Below are 21,449 nucleotides of genomic sequence, written 5' to 3'. Positions count from 1 at the left end.
ATATTATATGTGAAAATTACCATTTTGCCAATCTTTTCAAATAAGACTGAACTGTATTTTCCAATCCCATATATAAAGCCTCAGAAACCAAAGCATGACCAATAGACACTTCCAAAAGGTTTGGAATATTATCAGCAAAGTATTTCAGATTTTCTAAGCTTAGATCATGTCCGGCATTGATCCCCAATCCGAATTCATTTGCCACAACAGCTGTATCATAATAAGGTTTTATTGCCTGTTCTTTATTGGAAAGGTAATTTTTTGCATAGGCTTCTGTGTACAGCTCAATTCTGTCTGTTCCTGTTTTTGCCGCATATTCTACCAATTCCGGCATAGGATCCAGGAAAATTGAAGTACGGATTCCTGCATTTTTAAACTCAGCAACGATTTCTGTAAGGTAATCTAAATGCTTTTTAGTATCCCAACCCGCATTGGAAGTAATAGCATCATCTGCATCAGGAACTAATGTTACCTGCTCAGGCTTTACATCCAACACCATATCAATAAAAGACTGATGTGGATTTCCTTCAATATTAAATTCAGTAGTCACTAATGGTTTCAGATCATAAACGTCTTTTCTGGTGATGTGTCTTTCATCTGGTCTTGGATGAATGGTAATACCCTGTCCTCCGAATTCCTGAATTTTGATAGCTGCTTCTGTCACACTTGGTGTTTCACCTCCTCTTGCATTTCTTAAGGTCGCAATCTTATTGATGTTTACGCTTAGTTTTGTCATTTTTTTATTTAGATGTTAGATAATGAAGGTTAGAAGCCGGAAGTTGGATGCCGGGAGTAATTCCAGACTTGTTACTTCTTGTTGATATTCTAATTCCATTATCACTTAAGTTGAATTTATTTTTTTGAGTAAGGATTCCCTTTCTCTTTTTATACTTTTACACTTACCTGCATTACCTGGAGTTCGAATTCTTTTGAAGCTACCAGTAAGTGATCAAAAATATCTGCCTGAATCTGTTCAAAGTGCTCCCATTTAGAATCATTTGCAAAACAATAAATCTCAAGCGGAAGCCCTTGTGGAGTAATTTCCAGCTGACGAACCATTCTCGTTGCATTTTTCTCTACATCAGGATCATTTTCTATATATTTCTGCGCATAATATCTGAAGACTCCGATGTTGGTGAGCTGTCTTCCGTTAATTGTTTTATCATTATTGCTCAGGCTTTCTTTTTCTCTTCTTATTTCCGTTCTTTTCTGTTCAAGGTAATCTGCTATAAGATTAATCTCTTTTAAACGTTCAATATCTTCTTCGGTAAGAAACTTAAAAGAATTGATGTTGAAATAAATAGATTTCTTAATCCTTCGGTTATTGGATTCAGACATTACCTGCATATTTTTAATTTCCGTAGTCAGGAAATCATAGGTAGGAATGGTAGAAACCGTTTTATCAAAATTGGTGATTTTTGTAGTCAGAAGGCTTATTTCAGTAATATTTCCTTCTATGCTGTATTTGGGAATGCTGATCCAGTCGCCTACTTTCAGGTTCTTGGAAGTAGCCACGTGAATTCCAGTTACAAATCCTAGAATAGTATCCCTGAAAACGAGTACCAAAACTGCCGTTATCGCTCCAAGGCTTCCTAAAATTGTTCCGCCCTTAATTCCAAAAATCAGACAGATTCCTATTACGGAAAGAACGAAGATTCCAAAGATTTTTACACTCTCTGAAATCGCATTAAGCGTCATGATTTTATAATAGTCCTGCTTAATTACAAAATAATTTCTAAAAGCAGTCAATGCTCTGAATAATAACCCTGCTATTACAAAAATAGTAGCTACTCCTACAATAATTTCCAGTAATGCAAAGCTTTTGGGATGTCTGTAGAAGACTGAAAACAGTGCATAGCCTGCAAAGTTCAATGCTCCTAAGTGAACTACAGAATTAGTAATTCTTGAATCGTAGATCGACTTTAAAATAGGGAATTTCTCTTTATCAAAAAAGAATTTGAAAATAGTATTGACAATGAACTTAAATATAAAATCCAGGATATAAATCATGCCTGCCAGAAATATAAATTTCAGCATGATCTGAATAGGAAGTGCCAAATCAGAATATACATGATCTCTTACAAAATAATGAATCTGATCACTGATATTCTGGAGAAAATCTCTGGTGTCTTGAAGGTCATCTTTCATTACAGCAAATTTATAAAATTAAGAATGATGATTTTACTATTCACTATCAATTTTCATCCCAAATTTTAAAACCTTTCATAATTTTACTTTTTTCTTATCTTCGTTTATATTTTAAAGAATGGACAACACTATTATAAATATTCTCTGCCTTATTTTATTATTTGTTGGAATCCTGGGAACTTTTCTTCCTGTTTTACCAGGGCTTTTATTAAGTATTTGCGGGCTTCTGATCTATAAATTCGGGACAGATGCAGATCTTCCGATGATCTATATCTGGGCATTTGGAATTCTGACTGCGGCTTCTGTGGTATTAAGCTATGTAATCCCTGCAAAAACCAACAGAAAATACGGTGGAACTCGCTGGGGAAGTATCGGATCGGTGATTGGAACTATTGTGGGTATTTTTATTCCCATTCCTTTAGGTTTCCTGATCGGAATGTTTGCCGGAGTCTTCATTGGCGAATTACTTCATGACAGCAAGGATATGAATAAAGCGTTACAGTCTACCAAAGGGGCTTTTATCGGATTTATTTATGGAACCGGTTTCAGTTTTGTAGTGGGTGTGGCAATGTTTTTGGTGGTACTTCTAAATATGTTTGATATTATTTAACCTAAAAAATAGAAATCATGTTCCATAAAGCCATCATATTCAGCTTGGGAATTTTTGCATTAACAGGATGCGATGCCCAAAAAAAAGCAAAAAAAGAAACAAAAACTACCGAAATGTCTACAAATACTAAGACAGCTGATCAAACGAACGGTATCATTTATCTGAATGAAGGAGAAAATAAATTTCTCAAAGATTCTGACATGAATGTTACCTTCAAAGGAATTTCTGAAGATAGCAGGTGTCCCGAAGGAGTAAATTGTATTTGGGCAGGCGTTGCTGTAGCGCAGGTAGAGGTAATGGGAACTTCTACCCGCCCCATGGTTCTTAATCTTGCCACGATGAATCACCCGGGAAAAAATTATCATCAATCTGCGGATTTCAATGGACGTACCATTACATTAGAGGAAGTAACTCCTTATCCCAAAGCAGAAGGCGGAACAAGTGCCTTATCTGGAAAATATAAAATAGGAATCAGCATCAAAAAAGCAACAGGCTCTTCTGCTCCTACCACGAAATAGGCTTTTTCCCTTTTGAAATCAGATATTCATTAATTTTTGAGAACGGTTTACTTCCAAAGAATCCTCTATATACCGAGAATGGTGATGGATGCGCCGATTTTATGATAAAATGCTTAGCCGGATCTATAAGTTCGGCTTTTTTCTGTGCAAAAGCGCCCCATAATACAAAGACTACGTTTTCTTTTTTATCGGAAATTTCTTTAATGATAAAGTTCGTAAATGTTTCCCAGCCTAAATCTTTATGAGAGTTAGGTGAATGGGCACGAACTGTAAGGGTTGCATTCAACAGCAGAACCCCCTGTTTTCCCCAGTCATCAAGTTCTTTGGAAGTTCTTACCACGCCAAGATCATCTTTTAATTCAATAAAAATATTTTTAAGGGATGGCGGTGCTGTAACCTGCTCAGAAACGGAAAAACATAAACCATTTGCCTGGTAATCATTATGGTAAGGATCCTGTCCGATAATAACGACCTCAACGTCTTCAAAAGGTGTAAGTTCCAACGCACGAAAAATCTGGTTTTTAGGGGGAAAAACCTTTGTGGTTGCGTATTCATTTTTTACTTTCTCCCAAAGGGTTTTAAAGTATTCCGTACTCTTTATTGGTGCTAAAATTTCTGTCCAGGTCATACTGCAAAAGTAATTAATATTAAAATATAAGCATAACTCAGACTTTAAATATCTTCACTTTTCTTTCAATCAAAACATAAGAAAAATAGGATAATATGATGGACAAAGCTATTAACAGAAAGCTATTCAAAAGTTCCGAGGAAACAAATGTAAACTTCTGAATCAACACAATATAATGGATTATGTACAGTGAATAAGAGATATTTCCGAGAAAATATATTGCTTTACTTCCCAAAAACCGCCTAATTACACTTTCTTCTCCATCATACAATTGTTTTATCATAATGGCTGATAATAAAGGAATAAAAAAGAGTCCTTTTTCAGTATACAACAATAACAACGAGAGAATTGAAGCAATATAAATGATCAGATTTCCTCTCATTTTTTTCCCTGAGAAAAGGGCAAATCCTATTCCCAGCAGATAAGAAGATACTGTTCTTATCAAAGAATTCAGCCCGTGTGTGATATCTAGATAAAAGGTAGAATGAGCTCTTTGTACAGACATATCGGAGCCTATAAATAAGCCATCGGAAAGATATGGAAGTATTAATCTTAAAATCAAACCTATAATAATCAATAGTTCCCAACGTATTCTGCAACGAATGATACTGAAAAGAAGAAACGGGAATATCAGATAACAGATCCATTCTGTACTTAATGACCAGTATACCGTTCCTAAAGAATAATTAGGATTAAAAAAGCACTGCAATAAAGCAGCATTGATTAAAAATTTGGTTTTTGAAGTATCAATAAGAAAGACAGCAATGAAAATAACAGAAAGGATGTACACGGGATAAATCCTGTTCACTCTTTTTTTGAAAAACTTCTGTATCTCACTAAAATTTAAAGTACTGAATTTATCAGTATAAGAAACGGTTAATAAAAATGCACTTAGTACAAAAAATATATCTACAGCAACATAGCCTTTCTTTACAACAGTTTGAACAAGATCGATATCAAAATGACTTAAATGAAAAAAGGTTACCCATAATGCTACAATTCCTCTCAATCCGGTTAAGGATTTTATTTCATTTTTCATGTTTAGTTTATAATATCAATACGTGTGGTGATAAAGATAAAAAAAACTAAAATAAATTCAAGAATAATTCCTTTAAAGTGGATTTTTTAAACTAAAAATAATATTATCAGGGATTTCCTTGTCTTTCATTTTTTCATCCAAAGCAAATCCATGTTTGACAAGTAATGTTTGAGAGTCATGATTGAACTGATTGGTAATAGCTAAAATTTTCTGTAATTGTAAGTGATTAAAGCCAAAAGTTAAAACATTCCTGAAGGCTTCAGACATAATTCCTTTTTTGTGATAATCGGGTAACAGTTCATACCCGACCTCAGCTGTTGTTCTATCCTCAGAAAAATTCCAAAGACAAATGGTTCCGATAAGTTTTGGATGGTCTTTATATGAAATTCCCCAGAAAATAATTTCTTTGTCCTGAGTTTTCTTTTTAAGGTGTAAGATAAATGCTAAGGCATCATAATTGGTTTTGGGAGAATTTCTTTTCACATACCGGTTGATGACTTCATTACTTCTGATTTTCAGAATATCGTCCGCATGATTTTCATTGATCTGCTTCAGGATCAACCTTTCAGTTTGCAGTGTCATCATATATTCTCTCTCCTTTTCTCTTTCTTATTTTTTGTTCAGACTTATGCTTTTAAATCTCTCTTGTAATCAGCCTGTCGTCATATAACGGCTGAACATTATTCCTATCCAGACCTATAAACAGATACATTTTATATTTCATAGAAGAAGTTTCTTCATAAATGATTGATCCGCCACCGCTGCTATTGTTTTTCTTTACAATTTCTTTTTTAGGCATATCATTTTGCTGACTGAGATTAATAATCCTTTTTATCTCTTCGTCTCTGAAGGTTTTCATACCATATTTTTTAACGCCAGCTTTCTTACTTTTCTTAAAACCAGCTTTCTTTTCAGTTTTCTTGACTGTTCCAGGGACATGTTTTTTCATCTGTGCATGCATTCCGGTGGATAAAAAAAACAGTATAAGCAATAGGTGTTTCATGGATCTATTTTAGCTATTGCAATATAAGACTAATCAACATTTTTTTCAAAATATATTTTTTCAGTCCTGAAATGCTTCAATTTCTCATCAGAAATAGTAAAATAACACTAAAATTCTTCATTAATCTATTTTGTAAATCGCTCAGATATACGTAATAATCAAAATTCTCACTAAATTTGCACTGTGTATATAGATAAAGAAGATTTAGACGAATTAGAGTTTCCGCAATTGCTCGCGGAAATTTCCCCATTTGCGTATTCTCCGAAAACAAGAGAAAAAATTCTTCAACTTCGTCCGATGGAAATTGATGAGGCGGAACTTTCATTGAAAAAAACGTCAGAATACCTGTCGAGTTTTGAAAGTTCAAATGCGATTCCGTTTGATGAATATGAAGACATTGAAAGTGAGCTGAAACTGATGCTGATTGAAAATTACCGTCTTGAAAACAGTGCTTTCATCAAAATAAAAACCATCACGGAACAGATCGGAAGATTACAAAAGTTCTTCCCTACCATGCCGGAAACATTTCCAACCTTACTGGAAGAGGTTTCTGTACTGGAATTCAGGAAAGAAATCATTGATAAAGTAGATAAGGTTTTCAATCGTTTTGGTGAAGTAAAAAATGAAGCTTCTCCAGCATTGAAAGGCATCAGAACAGAAATTCAGCATGCTAAAAAAGCGATTCAGGAAAATTTCAACCGCGCTCTTACCACATATGGGCAAAGTGATTTTCTGGATGATATCAGGGAAACCATTATTGACGACCAAAGGGTTTTAGCCGTAAAATCCGGATTTAAGAAAAGGGTTCCGGGAAGAACATTAGGAATTTCAAAAACAGGTTCTATCACTTACATCCAGCCGGATAGTGTGGTGAAGCATTACTTCAAACTTCGTGAAAGTGAAGAAGAGGAGAAAAAAGAAATTGATAAAGTTCTGAGGCAGCTTACGGCAGAACTAGCCGAATTCCAGCCGCAGCTCTGGAGATATCAGGTTTATATTTTTGATCTTGACCTTATAAGAGCGAAAGCAAAGTTTGCCGATCTGATCAATGGAGTTCTTCCAAAGATCAACCGTCATAAAACATTGAAATTAAGGGATGCTTTTCATCCTCTTTTGTGGCTTAGAAATAAAGTAGAGAATAAAACGATTCACCCACAGACATTAAGCTTAACGGAACACAACCGAATTATCTGTATTTCCGGACCGAATGCCGGTGGAAAATCAATTACATTGAAAACGGTAGGATTGCTTCAGCTGATGATTCAGAGTGGTATCCTTGTTCCTGTACATCCAAAATCTGAAATGTTTTTCTTTGAAAAGATCATGACTGACATTGGTGATAATCAATCTATTGAAAATCATTTATCGACGTATTCATCAAGGTTAAAGAAAATGTCCGGAATCATCCGTGAAGCTGACGCCAATACCCTTTTATTGATTGATGAGTTCGGAACAGGATCGGACCCTGAACTTGGAGGAGCTCTGGCAGAAAGTTTTATGGAGTTTTTCTATGACAAGAAAAGTTTTGCGATCATAACAACGCACTACACTAATATTAAACTGGTTATAGAACAGCTTCCAAACGCTCAGAATGCAGCCATGCTTTTCAATGAAGAAACATTGGAACCGATGTACAAACTGGAAGTCGGACAGGCAGGAAGCTCCTTTACTTTTGAAGTTGCGGAAAAGAATAAGATTCCAAGATTTATCATTCATTCTGCGAAGAAAAAGGTAGAACATGATATTGTGAATCTTGATAAGACAATTGTAAAACTTCAGCAGGAAAAATTTGAGGTTGAAAAACTGAAATCAGACCTTGCAGAAAGGAAAGAATCTGTAGAAGACAAACGCGATAACCTTCAGAAACTGAATGATCAGCTTCAACAGAAATTGTTTAATTTCCAAAAGCTTTATGAGGAAGAGCATAGAAAATTACAGTTTGGGAATAAGATTGAAACATTCATCGACAGCTATACTAAAGGAAAATCCAGAAAGGATGTGGTAAAAGACTTCGTTAAGTTGCTGGAACAGGAAAAGTTCAGAAAACTGGGTGCAGACAAGGATGAATCCAAACGTCTTCAGGTGGTTAAGAGAAAGATCACTCAACAGCTTAAAAAGGAGGATGTCATTGAAAAAATTGCTGAAACCAACGAAAAACTGGAAGAAAAGCGTAAAAGTGACCGCGCAGTCTGGATGAAAGTTGGGCAGCGTGTTCGTATTACAGGAAGTACCAGCGTAGGAACTATTGAAAAAATTTCCAGAAATAAGGTAATTGTCAACTACGGAACTTTCAAAACCACCATTGATGCAGATGAGCTTGAGAGGATTTAATAAGCCTGAAAGCAGATCAATTTGAGAATTTCAGATTAAATGAATACCAATAACAGAAGAGGGTGTCGAAAGATGCTCTCTTCTTCTTTTATTGTCAGTCTCAATAATTTTCCTATTTTTAACAAAAACAATAATTATGAAACCATTAAAAGCACTTTCCGATCTTATTCCAATACCAAGTTATACGGTCATTATCTTATGTTTCTTTTTTCCGTTCTTTTTGATCAAATGTGGTGATACAACCCTAATGTCTATTAAAGGAACAGATCTGGTAACCGGAGTTTCCAAGCAAACCATGAATGAAAGAATGAAGGAAAACCTGAAAAATAATTCTCCCTTTGGCTCTGCATTCGGAAATCAGTCTGATAATTCGTCTTCCAATACTGACAATGAATATTCTCCATTGACTGGTTCTAATGATAAAAAAGATAATGAAAACATTCCGCCAAGTCCATTTATTATTCTGGCATTTTTAGCAGCAATTGCCGGTATTGCTATTCAGTTTATAAAAAGTATTAAGAAAAAATATATGTATCATATCATCATTTCACTGGTAGGATTGGTTTCTCTCTTAGTGTTCTATCTGACTTTTCAATCCAAAATGGAGGGGCTTGGTAATAACAAAGTCGGAATGGGATTAGGTGGCGGAGTAACCATCAGTTATGGCTTTGGAACAGCCTTTTACCTTTGTGGTGCATTGTTTCTGATTATTCTGTTATTTTATGGAGCTTTTTCCTATTATCTTAAAAATGATCCGCAAGCTATTTATGGTTCTTCCGAGCAAAGATCAGAATCTTAAAAAAATATCAATGAAAATAGAAAAGAGTGTTTGCATAAGACACTCTTTTTATTTACCATTTTTTCAAAGTATGATTTTAATAATTCCCCTTAATTACTCAGCTTTTTGTATCTTTCAAAGAAAATGCTGAAAAAAATAACCCTGGGAATTCTTGCTTTCTTTTTCATTTGGATCGTTTTTATCTGGACCAAATATCATTTTTTATATCCTTCTTATTCTCAGGAAGAAATTAATACTATTTTTAAAAAGGAAAACCTGAAAGCTCCGGTTTATGATTCTATCAATTTAAGAGGCTACAACATCCGCTATCTTACTAATAGAGGAAATGAAAATGTCTCTCCCAATCCGGAAACAGGACGCAAGAAACCTTATCTCTTCTTAATCCATGACAGTGGAAAAAATTCCGGTTATTTTCTGGATTACTTTAAAAATAAGGAGATCAATACAATATTTCATGTAATAGCTGTAGACCGAATCGGATTTGGTGGAACTTACCTTCCTAAAAGAGAAAGTAGCGGCAACGAGATCTTTCCTATGGAAAAGGAAGAGTTTGGTGAAAAGGCAGATTATGTAACGTCCATTATTCCTAAAGAAATTCTGAATCAGGAAGGTCAGCATATTGAAGAAGTAAGGATTATAGCAAACGGATGTTCAGGTTTATTGGGAGCAGAAGCTTTTAACTGGATGGATTTATCTATTGTAAAATCATTTATGTTTTATCCCGAAACTGAACCCAGATTCATTGGAAGTGTATTATTCAGCAAACTAATTTCAAGCCCGGTTATGAGCTTTCTATTTCCAAGAGCTTTCGTGAGTAAACAAAAAGATCTTTTATTATTAGATGATATAAGAGGCAAAGGCAGAGAAAAGATTATTGACAATGCAAAATACTCTGAAGACAAAAATTTTGAACGTGAAGAAAACCTTTACTCTGGTCACTACGGGGGAAAGAAACTTAAATCACTCTTCTTTATGATGCCTGATAAAAGTAAGAAAAAAAAAGTTGAAAAAATGATCGGAACCGGACAGTTTTCTGTACAGGCAATAGATAAAGTTGACATTGATACGCAGCCTCAATTTGTCCTTGATAAGATTTTGGAGAACGAAATTTATACATTGGATATTAATCAAATTAAAAAATAGTCTGCATACTTCCGAAAAGCATTTAATTTATATATTTGGGGATCTAAAATTTGTTAAGATGATTTCAGTAAACAAAGCATTGTACCTGTCTGCTTTCAGTATTTTTTCCTTAGCTTTTGTTAAAGGTCAGAATAAAGTTCCTTTTGGTGTTGTAAAAGCAGAAGAAGGCTATGCCAATGTACGTGTACATAAGGATAATTACAGAAAAATTGTAGATAAAATCCGTATGCGCAAAGGTGATGTTTTTGTTTATGTAAAACCCGCTCCTGGGGAAACAGAATGGATTTGGATCAAATATCCGGAAAAGCAGGATGAAGACAAACCCTTTGTACGTTATGAAACTCTTGACAAAGAAGGAATGGTAAACAAAGACCGTATTGCTTACATTGATCAGCTTCCGGCATATACCCCTTCAAAATCTAAAAACGGAAAATCTCTTATTTTTACAGATAACTCTGATCCGAAAATTCCGACAGCTCAAAGAAGCAAAGTAGTTATTGATGTTTACCCATCCAATGCAGGATATCGTAAGAAAGAAAAGGATGCTGACGGTAAACTTCTTACCATTGATAAGGTAAAGCCATGGGGAATCAGCAATGATCTGCCTGAAGGAATGACGGAGATTAAATCAATCCGAGTTCAGCAGCCCGGAAGAGGTTCTGTTTTTGTAAGAGAAGCTATTAAAAATATGTTCCAGCCTACGATGGATTTCGAAAATGTAGGCGTTACTTCATTAGACAATGATAACATTTTCCTTTATATGATCAATGGTTCCGGGGAAAACAGATATACAACCCTTTGGACCATCAAGAAGGGAAAAGTGATCAGCCAGATTATTTATCATAATCCGGAATAAATTCATTATTTTTGCACCGAAAAGTTTTAACGCTTATTCATCACAGAAACTGGTTCTGCCTAACCGCAGATTAAAAGGGAACCGTGTGAAAATCACGGACTGTCGCGCAACTGTAAGTAACTGAAGTCTTTATCAAAAGATCCACTGTGCGAGGCATGGGAAGGAGATAAAAGATGTTACAAGTCAGGAGACCTGCCGATTTCTTAAACAAAAAACTTTCGCGATCTGAAGTTTTATTGATCTGATGGATTGTTTCAGGGATTTCCAAAGTTCCTGTCATTATTCTGTTGTTTTGATACTATTTCATTTCGCATTAATTAATAATGAAATATGACTACAGAAGAAAGAATTCAAGCTGCCGAAACCAGAATTTTTAAAGCGGTTTTCCCTAACACTACCAATCATTACGATACTCTTTTCGGAGGTACTGCAATGCAGCTGATGGATGAAGTTGCCTTTATTGCCGCTACCCGATTTGCAAGAAAAAGAGTGGTAACGGTAAGCAGTGATAAGATCGATTTTAAAAAGCCTATTCCTGCCGGAACAATTGTAGAACTGATCGGAAAAGTTTCCTATGTCGGAAAAACAAGTATGAAGGTAAATGTAGAAATCTATACGGAGCAAATGTACTCTTATGAAAGAGAAAAAGCGATTGTGGGTGATTTTACGTTTGTGGCAATTGATGAGTTCAAGAAACCAATTCAAATTCTATAATAAAATAATCGGGGCAGCCTTTGGCTGCCCCGATTATTTATGATGATGATTATTTCAAAACTTTTTCCGTTTCCAGGCTTTTGGTCAGAAGCAGTTCAAATGCCTCTCCCATTTCGTCCGAAGCTCTCGTAATTGCATTTTCAAGCATATTTCTGATTTGCTTTTCCGTAACACCAGCTTCCGTCCAGCTTTTCCCTGAAGTATGAGAATTTAGGATAAATGGCATAATTCTGTCGATAGAACATGCAAAAATTGCATCAGGAGTTTTTTCTTCTTCAAATTCTAGCCACAGATTAAAGAATTCCGTTCTCAAGGGTTCATCTAAAATTCCGAAAATCTTCTGTGCAGAAATTTTTTCTCTTTCAAACTTCCCTACCATTGCCGCTTCATCAAACAGGAAGGTATCTCCCGCTTCAATCTCCACCAAATCATGAATCGATAACATTCTGATTACTCTTAACAAATCTATATCCGCTCGGTTTTTCGCATACGGATAAAGGATTTGAGCCAGAATAATGATCTGCCATGAATGTTCTGCTGTATTTTCCCTTCTGGAATCATCTGCATTATAATTTCTTCGCTGTACATTTTTCAGGGCATCCACTGCCAGAATAAAATCGATCTCTTTCTGTATCTTCATCTTACTTTTCTTTTTTATATTCATCAGATGGATATACCTTGGTTCTGGTAACCCACTTATTTTTTATTTTTTCTTCTGTTTTCACTTTTACATATCCTTCCTCACTCATATCTTCTTCTTTTACCAATACTTTATCCAATCCTTTACCGGGAATCACCTGATATTCTGTAGTAAAAAGATTACAGCATCCGGATTTCCCAAAGGTAATAAGACGTTTACGAACCGGATCTGTTTCAAAAAAATCAAAAGAATCCGATGCAAGCTCTGTAAGTTCTGCACTTTTTACAAAAGCCATTCTGGTACTGTTGAATACATACACATCATAAGAAGCGCTGCTGTAGTTTCCCAGATTTCCGTTTCTTATTGCGACATCTTCAGTTCCGTCGAAATTAAAGTCGCCGAAAATAACAGGGCTTTTTTCTTTTGATAATGTCATCATTTTTCCACGTGTCAATCTTTGCCCCCGATCCAGATACACTACCAGATCATCTGAAGTGAATGACTGTACCTTCGTATTTTTGTTATCAAAAAGTTCCACCGTTCCTACGTCTTTGCACTGATCGCCAAAACAATTGTCAATATGAATAATTGCATCATAGTTGGTAGATGCATCTTTAACCTCAAACTGATATTGTCCAAAGCATAAAGGTCCCAACACAACAAATGCTGATATGGTTCTGTAATAATTTAAAATATTCATGATAATAGTAAAATGGATTTAAGTGTTTTTAGTCTTCTAACAAAAATACGAATCATGAACCCGATTTCAAAATTCACAAGTAATGAATTATAAAAATGATGTCTTCATAAATATTCTAATTATTGAATCTGAAGTTTTTGGGTAATAAGTTTTTTATAACCTAAAGCTTTTTTCTCTACAAAATGCCATGAAAGATAGGATAAGACATATGTAACAATCGTTGATAATGTAAATAACACAATTGGAGACAGATTCAAAAAGTTCATAAAAATCTGCTGAATGAAAAATGCATAAATATAAACTCCATACGAAATATCGCCCAATTTTTCCGGAAGCTGAAAAAATCTAAAATATTCAAGTCCTAATGGTATAATCAACAATGGAAACAGGAATGGAGAAGCTATATGAAAAACATGGAAATAGAAGCTGGCTGCCAAAGCAAGTAATAATACAAAAAACATAATCCAATTAAACTTAAGATTTACATAATTCATTAAAGCACCTCCAATAAATAATGGCGTTAACTTATACACAAGTACAGGTTCAAGATTAATCGTGTTAAACAGTGTTTTTAAATAATTAGGGTTAACGGCAGTTAAAAAAACACTTACAAGAAATACTGATATTAATAAATTCCTTTTAGTAACTGATGATTTTATAAAAAATAATAAACTGATTAAAATATACATGCTGAATTCATATGCCAAAGACCATAAACTTCCATTAACAGCATTGGGATAAGGATTATTTTTAAAAATACCAGGAACATTAAATTGAACATTATACAGGCTTAAATTATTAGGAAGGTATAGCCAGAAATCTTTCTGAAAAACTGTTTTAAAATTCAGAAAAGGAATAATTACCATAGAAAAACAAAGCATTACAAAAAGCCCGGGAAAAAGTCTTAGTACTCGCTTCCAATAATATTCATATAAACTTTTAGAATTATTAAGGCTTTGAAAAATTAAATATCCACTTAAAACAAAAAAAAATGCAACAGCAACTCCTCCGAAAGAAATTGTTTTTGTCCAATCACTTAATAAATCTGAAACTCCGGTAAGGTCAAAAGAATGGGAAAATATAACTAATGTAGAAAACAGTAGCCTAAGGAAGTTAAAATTATTTTTCATGGAACTAATTTAACAAATAAATGCTATTCGAAATATATTTTAAACCATTACAGTATTTAAAATTAATACTATAAAGTTCATTTTAAAGGGTTTAATAACATGAAAAGTTTCAACATATTCATTAATTTCTATTATCCATATCATTTGAATTGGATGAATGATATACTATATTTTTTATAGGAGAAATTGCTTCTTTTTTTAAAATATCTTCCCAAACCTATTCAATCAAAAATAACCTATAAAAATTATATTCTTGATTATCAAATAATTAAATAATTTATTTTAAAAATTTCACTACTTTGTATTGCATAATACCATTTTATTTACATATCTTTGTAATGTAAAATTAGAATAGGCTCAGCTAGCTAGGAGCATTTTTCTAAGAATATAACTAATTAACAAAACTTATCAAAGATGAATACTGAAAATACCAAAGCGCAAATGCGAAAAGGGATTCTAGAATTCTGTATTCTAAGTCTCATCAATAATCGAGAAATGTATGTTTCCGATCTTATAGATGAACTGAAAAAAGGAAAACTGGATGTAGTGGAAGGGACCCTCTACCCTCTTCTTACAAGATTGAAAAACGGAGAGTTTCTCTCTTACAGATGGGAAGAATCAACTGGAGGACCACCCAGAAAATATTATCAGATAACAGATAAAGGAAAACTGTTTCTGGATGAACTTCAAAATACGTGGAATGAGCTGACCGCTTCAGTAAACCAAATCACCCAACAAAATTAAAAAATAAAGCTATGAACAAGACACTCTCAATAGGACTCGCAGGTTTTTCTTTTACAATAGAAGAGCACGCATATATAAAGCTCAGCGACTACCTGAATGCTCTAAGAAGCTCACTGGATGCTTCTGAAGCAGAGGAGGTAATGCATGACATAGAAATAAGAATGGTGGAGATATTCAGAGATTCTCTGGGAAAACGTGAAGTGATCAACGATACGGATGTAGAAAAAGTAATCGCACAGATCGGAACTCCTGAAAAAATCGAAGAACAGGAAGAAGCTTATTTTTCTGAAAAAAATACAACAAAGAACAGTAATACGGGAACGAATTACACAGACAAAAAACAATTATTCCGTGACCCTGAAAAACAGAAGGTAGCAGGGGTATGCGCAGGTTTAGCTCAATATGTAGGAATGGATATTACGGCAATGAGAGCTATCTGGTTGGGAATTTTCGTCCTGGGAATTTTCACGGCAGCCATCTCTTCTTCATTGATCGGTCTTTTATATATCATCCTTTGGATCGTACTTCCAAAAGCTGAAACAGCGGCAGATTTCCTGAAAATGCAGGGAAAGCCTATGAACTTCGACAATCTTAAGAATGAGTCTAATAAATTGGTACAGTTTGCCAATGAATCTACTCAGAGGGTCGGAGAGATATACAACGAAAGCAAACCCCACATCAGCAATGCAGGAAGCGGAGTTTGGAATATTCTAAAGTATATCATAGGAGGAATCTTCGTATTGATGGCAGTAAGCAGCATTATCGGAATCTTTGTCATCTTCGGACTATTCGGAACAGGGGCAGATTTCCCTGGAGCGAATAAGATTGAATTCTACATGGGTGAAAACGGACTTGATAAGGTTTTAGTAGCAATCATGATCTTAGGAAGTTTAATTCCGGCAATCATCTTCAGCTTATTAAGTATCAAAATCTTTTCACCAAAGACGAAATTAAGAAACATTGGCTGGGTATTAGGAGGTGTATTCCTTTTATTACTTGGGCTGGGAGCTTATTTCGGGGTAAGCATGGCAAAGAAAAATCTAATCTACAAAGGCAGCAAGGAAGATACAGAGAACATCGCAATCAATACGACATCAGATACTCTTTATGTAGATGTAAAACAGGTAGTGATTCCTCAGAACTTCAAAGCGTATGATGATGATATCTATTCTGATAAGAAGACAGTGTACGAAGAAGACTATATTTCTGTAGATGTGATCAGAAAGACAGATATTAAAACTCCTTATCTAATCATTAAGAAAGAAGGTGACGGATACAACATTCCTGTTCAGGTAACAGTTCCTGTAGAGATCATCGGAAATAAGGTAATGCTTCCCAACTTCATCAAGTATCCTTATGATCAAAGATTCAGAGATTACAGAGTAGATTATGAACTTGTAGTTCCTCAGAAAACAGTCGTAATTCCTGTGAAAAAAGACCATATCAGCTTTGATGGAGATCTTAACGGAGACGGAATAGATGATGACGATAACTATGAATATGAAAATCATAACGGGATCAGAATTGAAAAAAACAAGATCACAGTAAATGGTTCAAGCATAGAATACAATTCTGATGATAAAGACAGCATCATTATCAACGGAAAGAAAGTCCCTAATAATCAGGCTAAGAAAGTTATTGATTCTGTAGCATCCGATATTAAAAAAATCAACAAGGATGTAGACATCAAAATCAAAGACGGAAAAAACGAAATTTCCATACAAACTAAATAATTAACTTCAGAGAGTGGTAGAAGATGTGAATGGATGGCAAATGTTTGAAATTCACATCCTTCTTCTCTCAGAAAAGTGAAAAAGATCCATATTTAGTTCTTCATGTGAAAAAATTGTTTTAATTTCGTATTGTTAAAAATTTAATAACCAATCAACCAAAAACACACTCTTATCATGATACAATTTGCAATGGAATTCGTAATGAAAATCGTAGATTTAATTAACGGTTTGTTTTAAGAGCAATAATATTTCAATATATTTGTAAAAGTATAACCAATATTTGGTTATACTTTTTTTGTTTTTAATCCAAGAATCTATGAAAAAGCTGATAGGCAAACTGATGTTAAAATTATTAGGGTGGAAAGTCGTGCTACAGGGCGACGTTAACAACCTGAACAGGTGTATCCTTGTGGTTGCTCCCCATACACACAATATGGAATACATTTTAGGAAACCTTGCCTATTGGTCCTTAGAAAAACCGATAAAAATTATTATTAAAGACGCACATACCAAAGCATGGTACGGAAGTATTGTGAGAGGGCTTGGCGGAATCGGAATTGACAGAAGCCAGAAAAATGACCTTGTTAACTTCGTTGCAAAGCAATTTGAAAAAGAAGACTTCAGCCTTGTGATTACTCCTGAAGGTACCAGAAGCTGGGTTCCGAAATGGAGAAAAGGATTCTATCATATGGCTTTGGCGGCAAAAGTTCCGATTGTATTGGCGGCAGGAGATTTTAAAAGAAATATTGTTTATTTAGGCTATACTATTCCTTATGAAAGACTTGCAACAGCTCCTTTCTCAGAGATCATGCAGGAAATTCAGGAATATTATATAAAGAATGATATTACGCCTAAGGTTCCAGCCAACTGGAATCCAAACATTATGGGGAACGGAGAAGAAGCAGGAAACTAATCATTAATTATAATTATTGAAAATGAAAGGTAAGACAAAAGAAGAAATATTAGAATTCATCAATAACTGGGGTGATGTAACTCTTGCAAAAACCCTTGAAATAAAATTCATAGATATTGATCTTGAAAATGAAACGCTTACAGCAACAATGCCTGTACTTCCCAGAACACACCAACCCTTTGGAATCATGCATGGAGGGGCAAGCTGTGTTTTGGCAGAGACTTTAGGTTCTAGCCTATCCAATATCTTTATTGATGGTGATAAATATTATGGAGTAGGAACCAATATCAATTCCAATCACCTGAGAAGTAAAAAAGACGGAATAGTAACCGCTACTGCACGTTTCATCAGAAAAGGAAAGACAATGCATGTTTCTGAAATTGAGATCAGGGATGAGAAAGGTACCCTTATCAATCATACAACGATGACCAACAACATCATTTTGAGGTAATCAGAAACCGATAAGAAATACGAGACTCAATTTTTTTGAGTCTTTTTTTATATTCTTGCTGCAACCTTTTTACTTTTCTGCATCTTATAAGAAACAATAACCATGAAAACTCAAATTTTAACATTCTTCATCCTCTTCTTATTCTGCATGTCCTGCAGTAATGAGAATTCTGATCCTTTAGAAAAAAGGACCGCTTCCTATGATGTCTATCTGGGAGGAACTGATAACTACAAAGCCTGCTACTGGAAAAACGGACAACAAACCTTTGTTCCGGGAGGAGAAAATCTGAATGGAATACAGATCGTAGTAGATAACAATGATATTTATCTGCTCGCAACTAATATTGAGCCTGTCAGCCAGGCAAAAGAATGGTATTTCTGGAAGAATGGAGTAAAACACAATGTTGCAGAATACTTGAATGTAGAACCTAATACAGCGGTAGACAATGATAAGCTATCTCTGTCAAGTCAGATCAAAGTAAATAATGGAGATGTCTATTTTTCAGGAGTCATCAGACAGCATAACCCAACTACAGGACAGAATACTTACCAGCATTGCTATTGGAAGAACGGAGTAAAAACTATTCTGGATTCTCATGCAAATTCTATTTTTTCAGGTGGTCTTGAAATCTTTAATAACGATGTCTATGTAGCTTCCCGCAAAAATTTCCAGTACACCAATCCTATTACCTGGGACTTCGGTTATTACAAAAACAATACATTCCATATTGTTTCACATTCTCTTATCTTTCAGAATTTCATTAAAAATTCGTCTAACTCTTCTGAATTTTACTTGTCAACAAGAAACCCAGCACTCTCCAATTCTTCTCAAAATATTTATGCTGTAAAAGATGTTATTTCAGGGAATGATATACAAATCCCCGCTAATATTATCCAAAGTGGCATAATAAATATGTATGCTGAAGGTGCAGATAAATATTATATAGGAAAAGATTTCTATTACAAAAACAATACGCTTGTTCAAATGAATAATTCAAACGGATTCAATACTATTTCCCATTTTGCCGTTAAAGATCAAAATATTTATACAACAAGACTACATCCTTCTATGGGTTCGGTAAAGTTTTATATTAATGATGTGGAAGCACAGAGCCTGCCGGACATTTCCAAAGGCTGCTTTAATTCAATTTTTGTTGTCAAAAACAATTAAACATTCTCATTCAGACTGAAACCTTATAGCAGCACTGCTGTAAACATCGGAAATTTTGCTATAAGGTTTCATTGTTTGCTCAAATTATTTTACTATTTATAAACCATATTATGAAACAACTTTACTTTAGAAAACAGATCAATAACTCAACTGTTAAAGTAGATTCATCTCTATACTGGCAGTAAAAAACTAGATATTTGATGGTAAAAACCAATGACTGGCAAAAGATTTACAGTGAATACTCCCCAAAATTACTGGGGATTTGCCGTAGATATATACAGGATACGCATGCAGCGGAAGACATTCTTCAGGACAGTTTTGTAGCAGCAATTCAAAATGTACATCAACTGAAGGATGAAAAGATGCTTTTTGCCTGGTTAAAAAAAATTGTGGTAAATAATGCGTTACAATACCTCCGAAAAGGCAGTAAAGAAATATTTATTACAGAAGAACCGTCAGAAATCACTGAAACATCATTTGCTATGAACAGTAATGAAGAAAAAAACCATGTTCTTTCCTATGATTTTACTCAGGAAGAACTTTTGTCTTCTATTGACAGTCTTCCTCATCATCATAAATCTGTTTTTAATTTATATTTTATTGAAAACTATACCCATTCAGAAATAGCCAGCCAATTGGGAATCACTGTAAATACTTCAAAGTCTCACCTGTTAAGAGCTAAAAAAGCAGTGCAAAATTTTCTACTCAATACAGTAAATGCTGAAACCCCGAAAAACAGCAAAAAACTTACTCAATTACTCATTTTCTTTGGATTTGGAGGATTATTATGGGCACAGACTTTTAAAAGTAAATTTTCAGATTTTTCAGTATCTCCGTCCCGAAATTTTGAAATACCGGATCAGATTCCCTCTCAAAACTTTACGGTTCCCATCAGTTCAGGATTTCTTCCCAAAATTGGTATTATTACAGGAAGCATTGCACTTGTAGTGGTTACAGTGAGTGCTTTTATTATTTTACTTCCACGTAATAGTCCTATTCCAAACAATATAAATTCTGATAAAAAGGGAGAAACAGAACAGAAAAAAGAAGAAAATTTATTGAAAAATACGGAAGATCAGCACCCTCAAAACAAAGAGTTTGTCGCCAAAGAAACCATTTATGAAAAAGAGAAAATTCAGGAAGAAAAAGCCATCAAAATAAAACAAAAAGAACATTACACCGCTACAAAAGATACAGCTAAAGATGATTCTCCTCAAAAAGTCATTGTGGTAAAGAAAATCATACAGAGAGATACAATATATGTGGAAAGATAAACTGAAACAAACGATGCCTGTAAAGAAAATTGTCTATATTTTTTTCCTTATTTTTTTACAAACCTTTAATGCTCAGAGAAAAAAGGCAGATACTATATATGTGTACGAAAAGGTAATTGTTTACGACACAATTTACCTGGAAAAAGCATTAAAACTACAACCAAGAGGAATATTTATAAGAACACTTGATATACCCTCAAAGGAAATTAAAGAAATAACTCCCATAAAAGATGAAATTTCGGGAACGGCTGTATATATCAATAAAAAGATTCAACTAGGTGTAGAAACAGGATTCGGGTTTAAAAAAAGCTCCTGGGCTAAAGATGAACAAAAAGATACGCAGACAGGATTTAATCTGGGGCTATGGGTTTCGAAACCTATTTTCAATAATTTTTCATTGATGCTATCTGCTCATATCTATCAATGGAACTCCACCTTTGATCTGAATGGTAATAAGGAAGACACTTGGCTCAACGGCTATTATTTTTCTGAAGATGCACAGCCTTTACTCTTCCAACAATTTAATAATAAGCATATTGAATATGCCATGCAAGTGAAACTACAGTATAAATGGAAAAATTTCCGCCCTTTTATAGGTGCTTTGATTAATAAAAACATCTATAAAATGCAATTCTTAGCCCCTGACAATATGATCATGAGCAAATTGGATAACTTTACATCCCAACAAGTTAATGTAGGATTTTCTTTAGGTGTCCAATATCAGATTATGAAAAAAATTCTCTTATCACTTGAATATCAGGAATACAAAATGAGAAATGTTTCATTAAAAAACAGCTCTTATAATTTTGACATTTTTCAGAGTAGTAATACCTTTGCAGAAAGGAAAATCAACATGGGAATTTCCTATATTATTTCCGGACATTGATTTTCAAAATCCATTCATA

23 protein-coding genes and 1 riboswitch are annotated in these 21,449 nt (G+C 34.3%); of the genes, 14 read left to right on the top strand and 9 right to left on the bottom strand.

The features are described from left to right. Positions 1-16 precede the first annotated feature (16 nt). Both AC5YGG_RS11485 and AC5YGG_RS11480 read right to left on the bottom strand, forming a co-directional pair. Entirely contained in the window at positions 17-736 is a 720-nt protein-coding gene (locus tag AC5YGG_RS11485) for a pyridoxine 5'-phosphate synthase (protein WP_496144627.1), read from the bottom strand. Positions 737-885: 149 nt separating this feature from the next. Further along, complete coding sequence (locus tag AC5YGG_RS11480; protein WP_496144626.1) at positions 886-2,148, bottom strand: mechanosensitive ion channel family protein; 1,263 nt, start codon at positions 2,146-2,148, stop codon at positions 886-888. Positions 2,149-2,266: 118 nt separating this feature from the next. On the opposite strand from AC5YGG_RS11480, the gene AC5YGG_RS11475 reads away from it, so the two are divergent. Together AC5YGG_RS11475 and AC5YGG_RS11470 are read left to right on the top strand one after the other, a co-directional pair. After that, the gene (locus tag AC5YGG_RS11475) at positions 2,267-2,758 is read left to right on the top strand and encodes a DUF456 domain-containing protein (RefSeq protein WP_076549116.1); all 492 of its coding nucleotides are present in this window, start codon (positions 2,267-2,269) and stop codon (positions 2,756-2,758) included. Between the two features lie 17 nt (positions 2,759-2,775). After that, on the top strand, positions 2,776-3,276 hold the full coding sequence (locus tag AC5YGG_RS11470) for a hypothetical protein (RefSeq protein WP_496144625.1): 501 nt from the start codon (positions 2,776-2,778) through the stop codon (positions 3,274-3,276). Here the strand turns inward: AC5YGG_RS11470 and AC5YGG_RS11465 are convergent. From AC5YGG_RS11465 to AC5YGG_RS11450, 4 genes are all read right to left on the bottom strand, one after another. Next, the gene (locus AC5YGG_RS11465) at positions 3,263-3,904 is read right to left on the bottom strand and encodes a uracil-DNA glycosylase (protein WP_496144624.1); all 642 of its coding nucleotides are present in this window, start codon (positions 3,902-3,904) and stop codon (positions 3,263-3,265) included. The genes AC5YGG_RS11470 and AC5YGG_RS11465 overlap by 14 nt on opposite strands. A gap of 37 nt (positions 3,905-3,941) precedes the next feature. Continuing rightward, complete coding sequence (locus AC5YGG_RS11460; protein ID WP_496144623.1) at positions 3,942-4,943, bottom strand: acyltransferase family protein; 1,002 nt, start codon at positions 4,941-4,943, stop codon at positions 3,942-3,944. A 72-nt stretch (positions 4,944-5,015) separates the two neighbouring features. Then, positions 5,016-5,528: a GNAT family N-acetyltransferase gene (locus tag AC5YGG_RS11455; RefSeq protein ID WP_496144622.1), complete on the bottom strand. Its 513-nt coding sequence runs from the start codon at positions 5,526-5,528 to the stop codon at positions 5,016-5,018. A gap of 49 nt (positions 5,529-5,577) precedes the next feature. Continuing rightward, positions 5,578-5,946, bottom strand: coding sequence for a hypothetical protein (locus AC5YGG_RS11450; protein WP_496144621.1), 369 nt, complete (start codon positions 5,944-5,946; stop codon positions 5,578-5,580). Between the two features lie 183 nt (positions 5,947-6,129). Here AC5YGG_RS11450 and AC5YGG_RS11445 point away from each other — a divergent pair, with 183 nt between their 5' ends. The 5 genes from AC5YGG_RS11445 (at position 6,130) to AC5YGG_RS11425 (ending at position 11,789) form a co-directional block, all read left to right on the top strand. Next, positions 6,130-8,277, top strand: coding sequence for an endonuclease MutS2 (locus AC5YGG_RS11445; protein WP_496144620.1), 2,148 nt, complete (start codon positions 6,130-6,132; stop codon positions 8,275-8,277). Positions 8,278-8,413: 136 nt separating this feature from the next. Further along, a complete protein-coding gene (locus tag AC5YGG_RS11440; RefSeq protein ID WP_496144619.1) occupies positions 8,414-9,076 on the top strand; it encodes a hypothetical protein in 663 nt (220 codons plus the stop codon). A gap of 123 nt (positions 9,077-9,199) precedes the next feature. Further along, positions 9,200-10,219, top strand: a complete 1,020-nt coding sequence (locus AC5YGG_RS11435) for a hypothetical protein (protein WP_496144618.1) — start codon at positions 9,200-9,202, stop codon at positions 10,217-10,219. Positions 10,220-10,277: 58 nt separating this feature from the next. Then, complete coding sequence (locus AC5YGG_RS11430; protein WP_496144617.1) at positions 10,278-11,075, top strand: hypothetical protein; 798 nt, start codon at positions 10,278-10,280, stop codon at positions 11,073-11,075. Between the two features lie 33 nt (positions 11,076-11,108). Continuing rightward, positions 11,109-11,289, top strand: a riboswitch (cobalamin riboswitch). 116 nt (positions 11,290-11,405) lie between these two features. Then, positions 11,406-11,789 (top strand): acyl-CoA thioesterase, encoded by a 384-nt coding sequence (locus tag AC5YGG_RS11425; RefSeq protein WP_065392702.1) that lies wholly within the window; start codon positions 11,406-11,408, stop codon positions 11,787-11,789. A 49-nt stretch (positions 11,790-11,838) separates the two neighbouring features. Here the strand turns inward: AC5YGG_RS11425 and AC5YGG_RS11420 are convergent, their stop codons facing one another. The 3 genes from AC5YGG_RS11420 to AC5YGG_RS11410 all read right to left on the bottom strand — a co-directional run bounded on the left by AC5YGG_RS11420 (position 11,839) and on the right by AC5YGG_RS11410 (position 14,259). Continuing rightward, on the bottom strand, positions 11,839-12,429 hold the full coding sequence (locus AC5YGG_RS11420) for an HD domain-containing protein (protein ID WP_496144616.1): 591 nt from the start codon (positions 12,427-12,429) through the stop codon (positions 11,839-11,841). Position 12,430: 1 nt separating this feature from the next. Next, positions 12,431-13,129, bottom strand: a complete 699-nt coding sequence (locus AC5YGG_RS11415) for an XAC2610-related protein (RefSeq protein ID WP_496144615.1) — start codon at positions 13,127-13,129, stop codon at positions 12,431-12,433. A gap of 119 nt (positions 13,130-13,248) precedes the next feature. Beyond that, positions 13,249-14,259, bottom strand: coding sequence for an acyltransferase family protein (locus tag AC5YGG_RS11410; RefSeq protein WP_496144614.1), 1,011 nt, complete (start codon positions 14,257-14,259; stop codon positions 13,249-13,251). Positions 14,260-14,673: 414 nt separating this feature from the next. Here AC5YGG_RS11410 and AC5YGG_RS11405 point away from each other — a divergent pair, with 414 nt between their 5' ends. The 7 genes from AC5YGG_RS11405 to AC5YGG_RS11375 all read left to right on the top strand — a co-directional run bounded on the left by AC5YGG_RS11405 (position 14,674) and on the right by AC5YGG_RS11375 (position 21,430). Continuing rightward, the gene (locus AC5YGG_RS11405) at positions 14,674-15,003 is read left to right on the top strand and encodes a PadR family transcriptional regulator (protein ID WP_065392700.1); all 330 of its coding nucleotides are present in this window, start codon (positions 14,674-14,676) and stop codon (positions 15,001-15,003) included. Between the two features lie 11 nt (positions 15,004-15,014). After that, complete coding sequence (locus AC5YGG_RS11400; RefSeq protein WP_496144613.1) at positions 15,015-16,736, top strand: PspC domain-containing protein; 1,722 nt, start codon at positions 15,015-15,017, stop codon at positions 16,734-16,736. A gap of 316 nt (positions 16,737-17,052) precedes the next feature. Then, the gene (locus AC5YGG_RS11395) at positions 17,053-17,649 is read left to right on the top strand and encodes a 1-acyl-sn-glycerol-3-phosphate acyltransferase (protein WP_496144612.1); all 597 of its coding nucleotides are present in this window, start codon (positions 17,053-17,055) and stop codon (positions 17,647-17,649) included. A gap of 22 nt (positions 17,650-17,671) precedes the next feature. Further along, entirely contained in the window at positions 17,672-18,100 is a 429-nt protein-coding gene (locus tag AC5YGG_RS11390) for a PaaI family thioesterase (RefSeq protein WP_496144611.1), read from the top strand. A 102-nt stretch (positions 18,101-18,202) separates the two neighbouring features. Further along, positions 18,203-19,270 carry a hypothetical protein gene (locus AC5YGG_RS11385; protein ID WP_496144610.1) on the top strand — a complete coding sequence of 356 codons (1,068 nt, stop codon included), beginning with the start codon at positions 18,203-18,205 and terminating at the stop codon, positions 19,268-19,270. 200 nt (positions 19,271-19,470) lie between these two features. Further along, the gene (locus AC5YGG_RS11380) at positions 19,471-20,544 is read left to right on the top strand and encodes an RNA polymerase sigma factor (protein ID WP_496144609.1); all 1,074 of its coding nucleotides are present in this window, start codon (positions 19,471-19,473) and stop codon (positions 20,542-20,544) included. After that, a complete protein-coding gene (locus AC5YGG_RS11375) occupies positions 20,531-21,430 on the top strand; it encodes a hypothetical protein (RefSeq protein WP_496144608.1) in 900 nt (299 codons plus the stop codon). The genes AC5YGG_RS11380 and AC5YGG_RS11375 overlap by 14 nt, the downstream gene beginning before the upstream one ends. Positions 21,431-21,449: the final 19 nt, after the last annotated feature.

It is taken from the genome of Chryseobacterium sp. CS2K3 (genome assembly GCF_059515185.1).
This window is presented reverse-complemented; position numbering and strand designations above follow the sequence as displayed.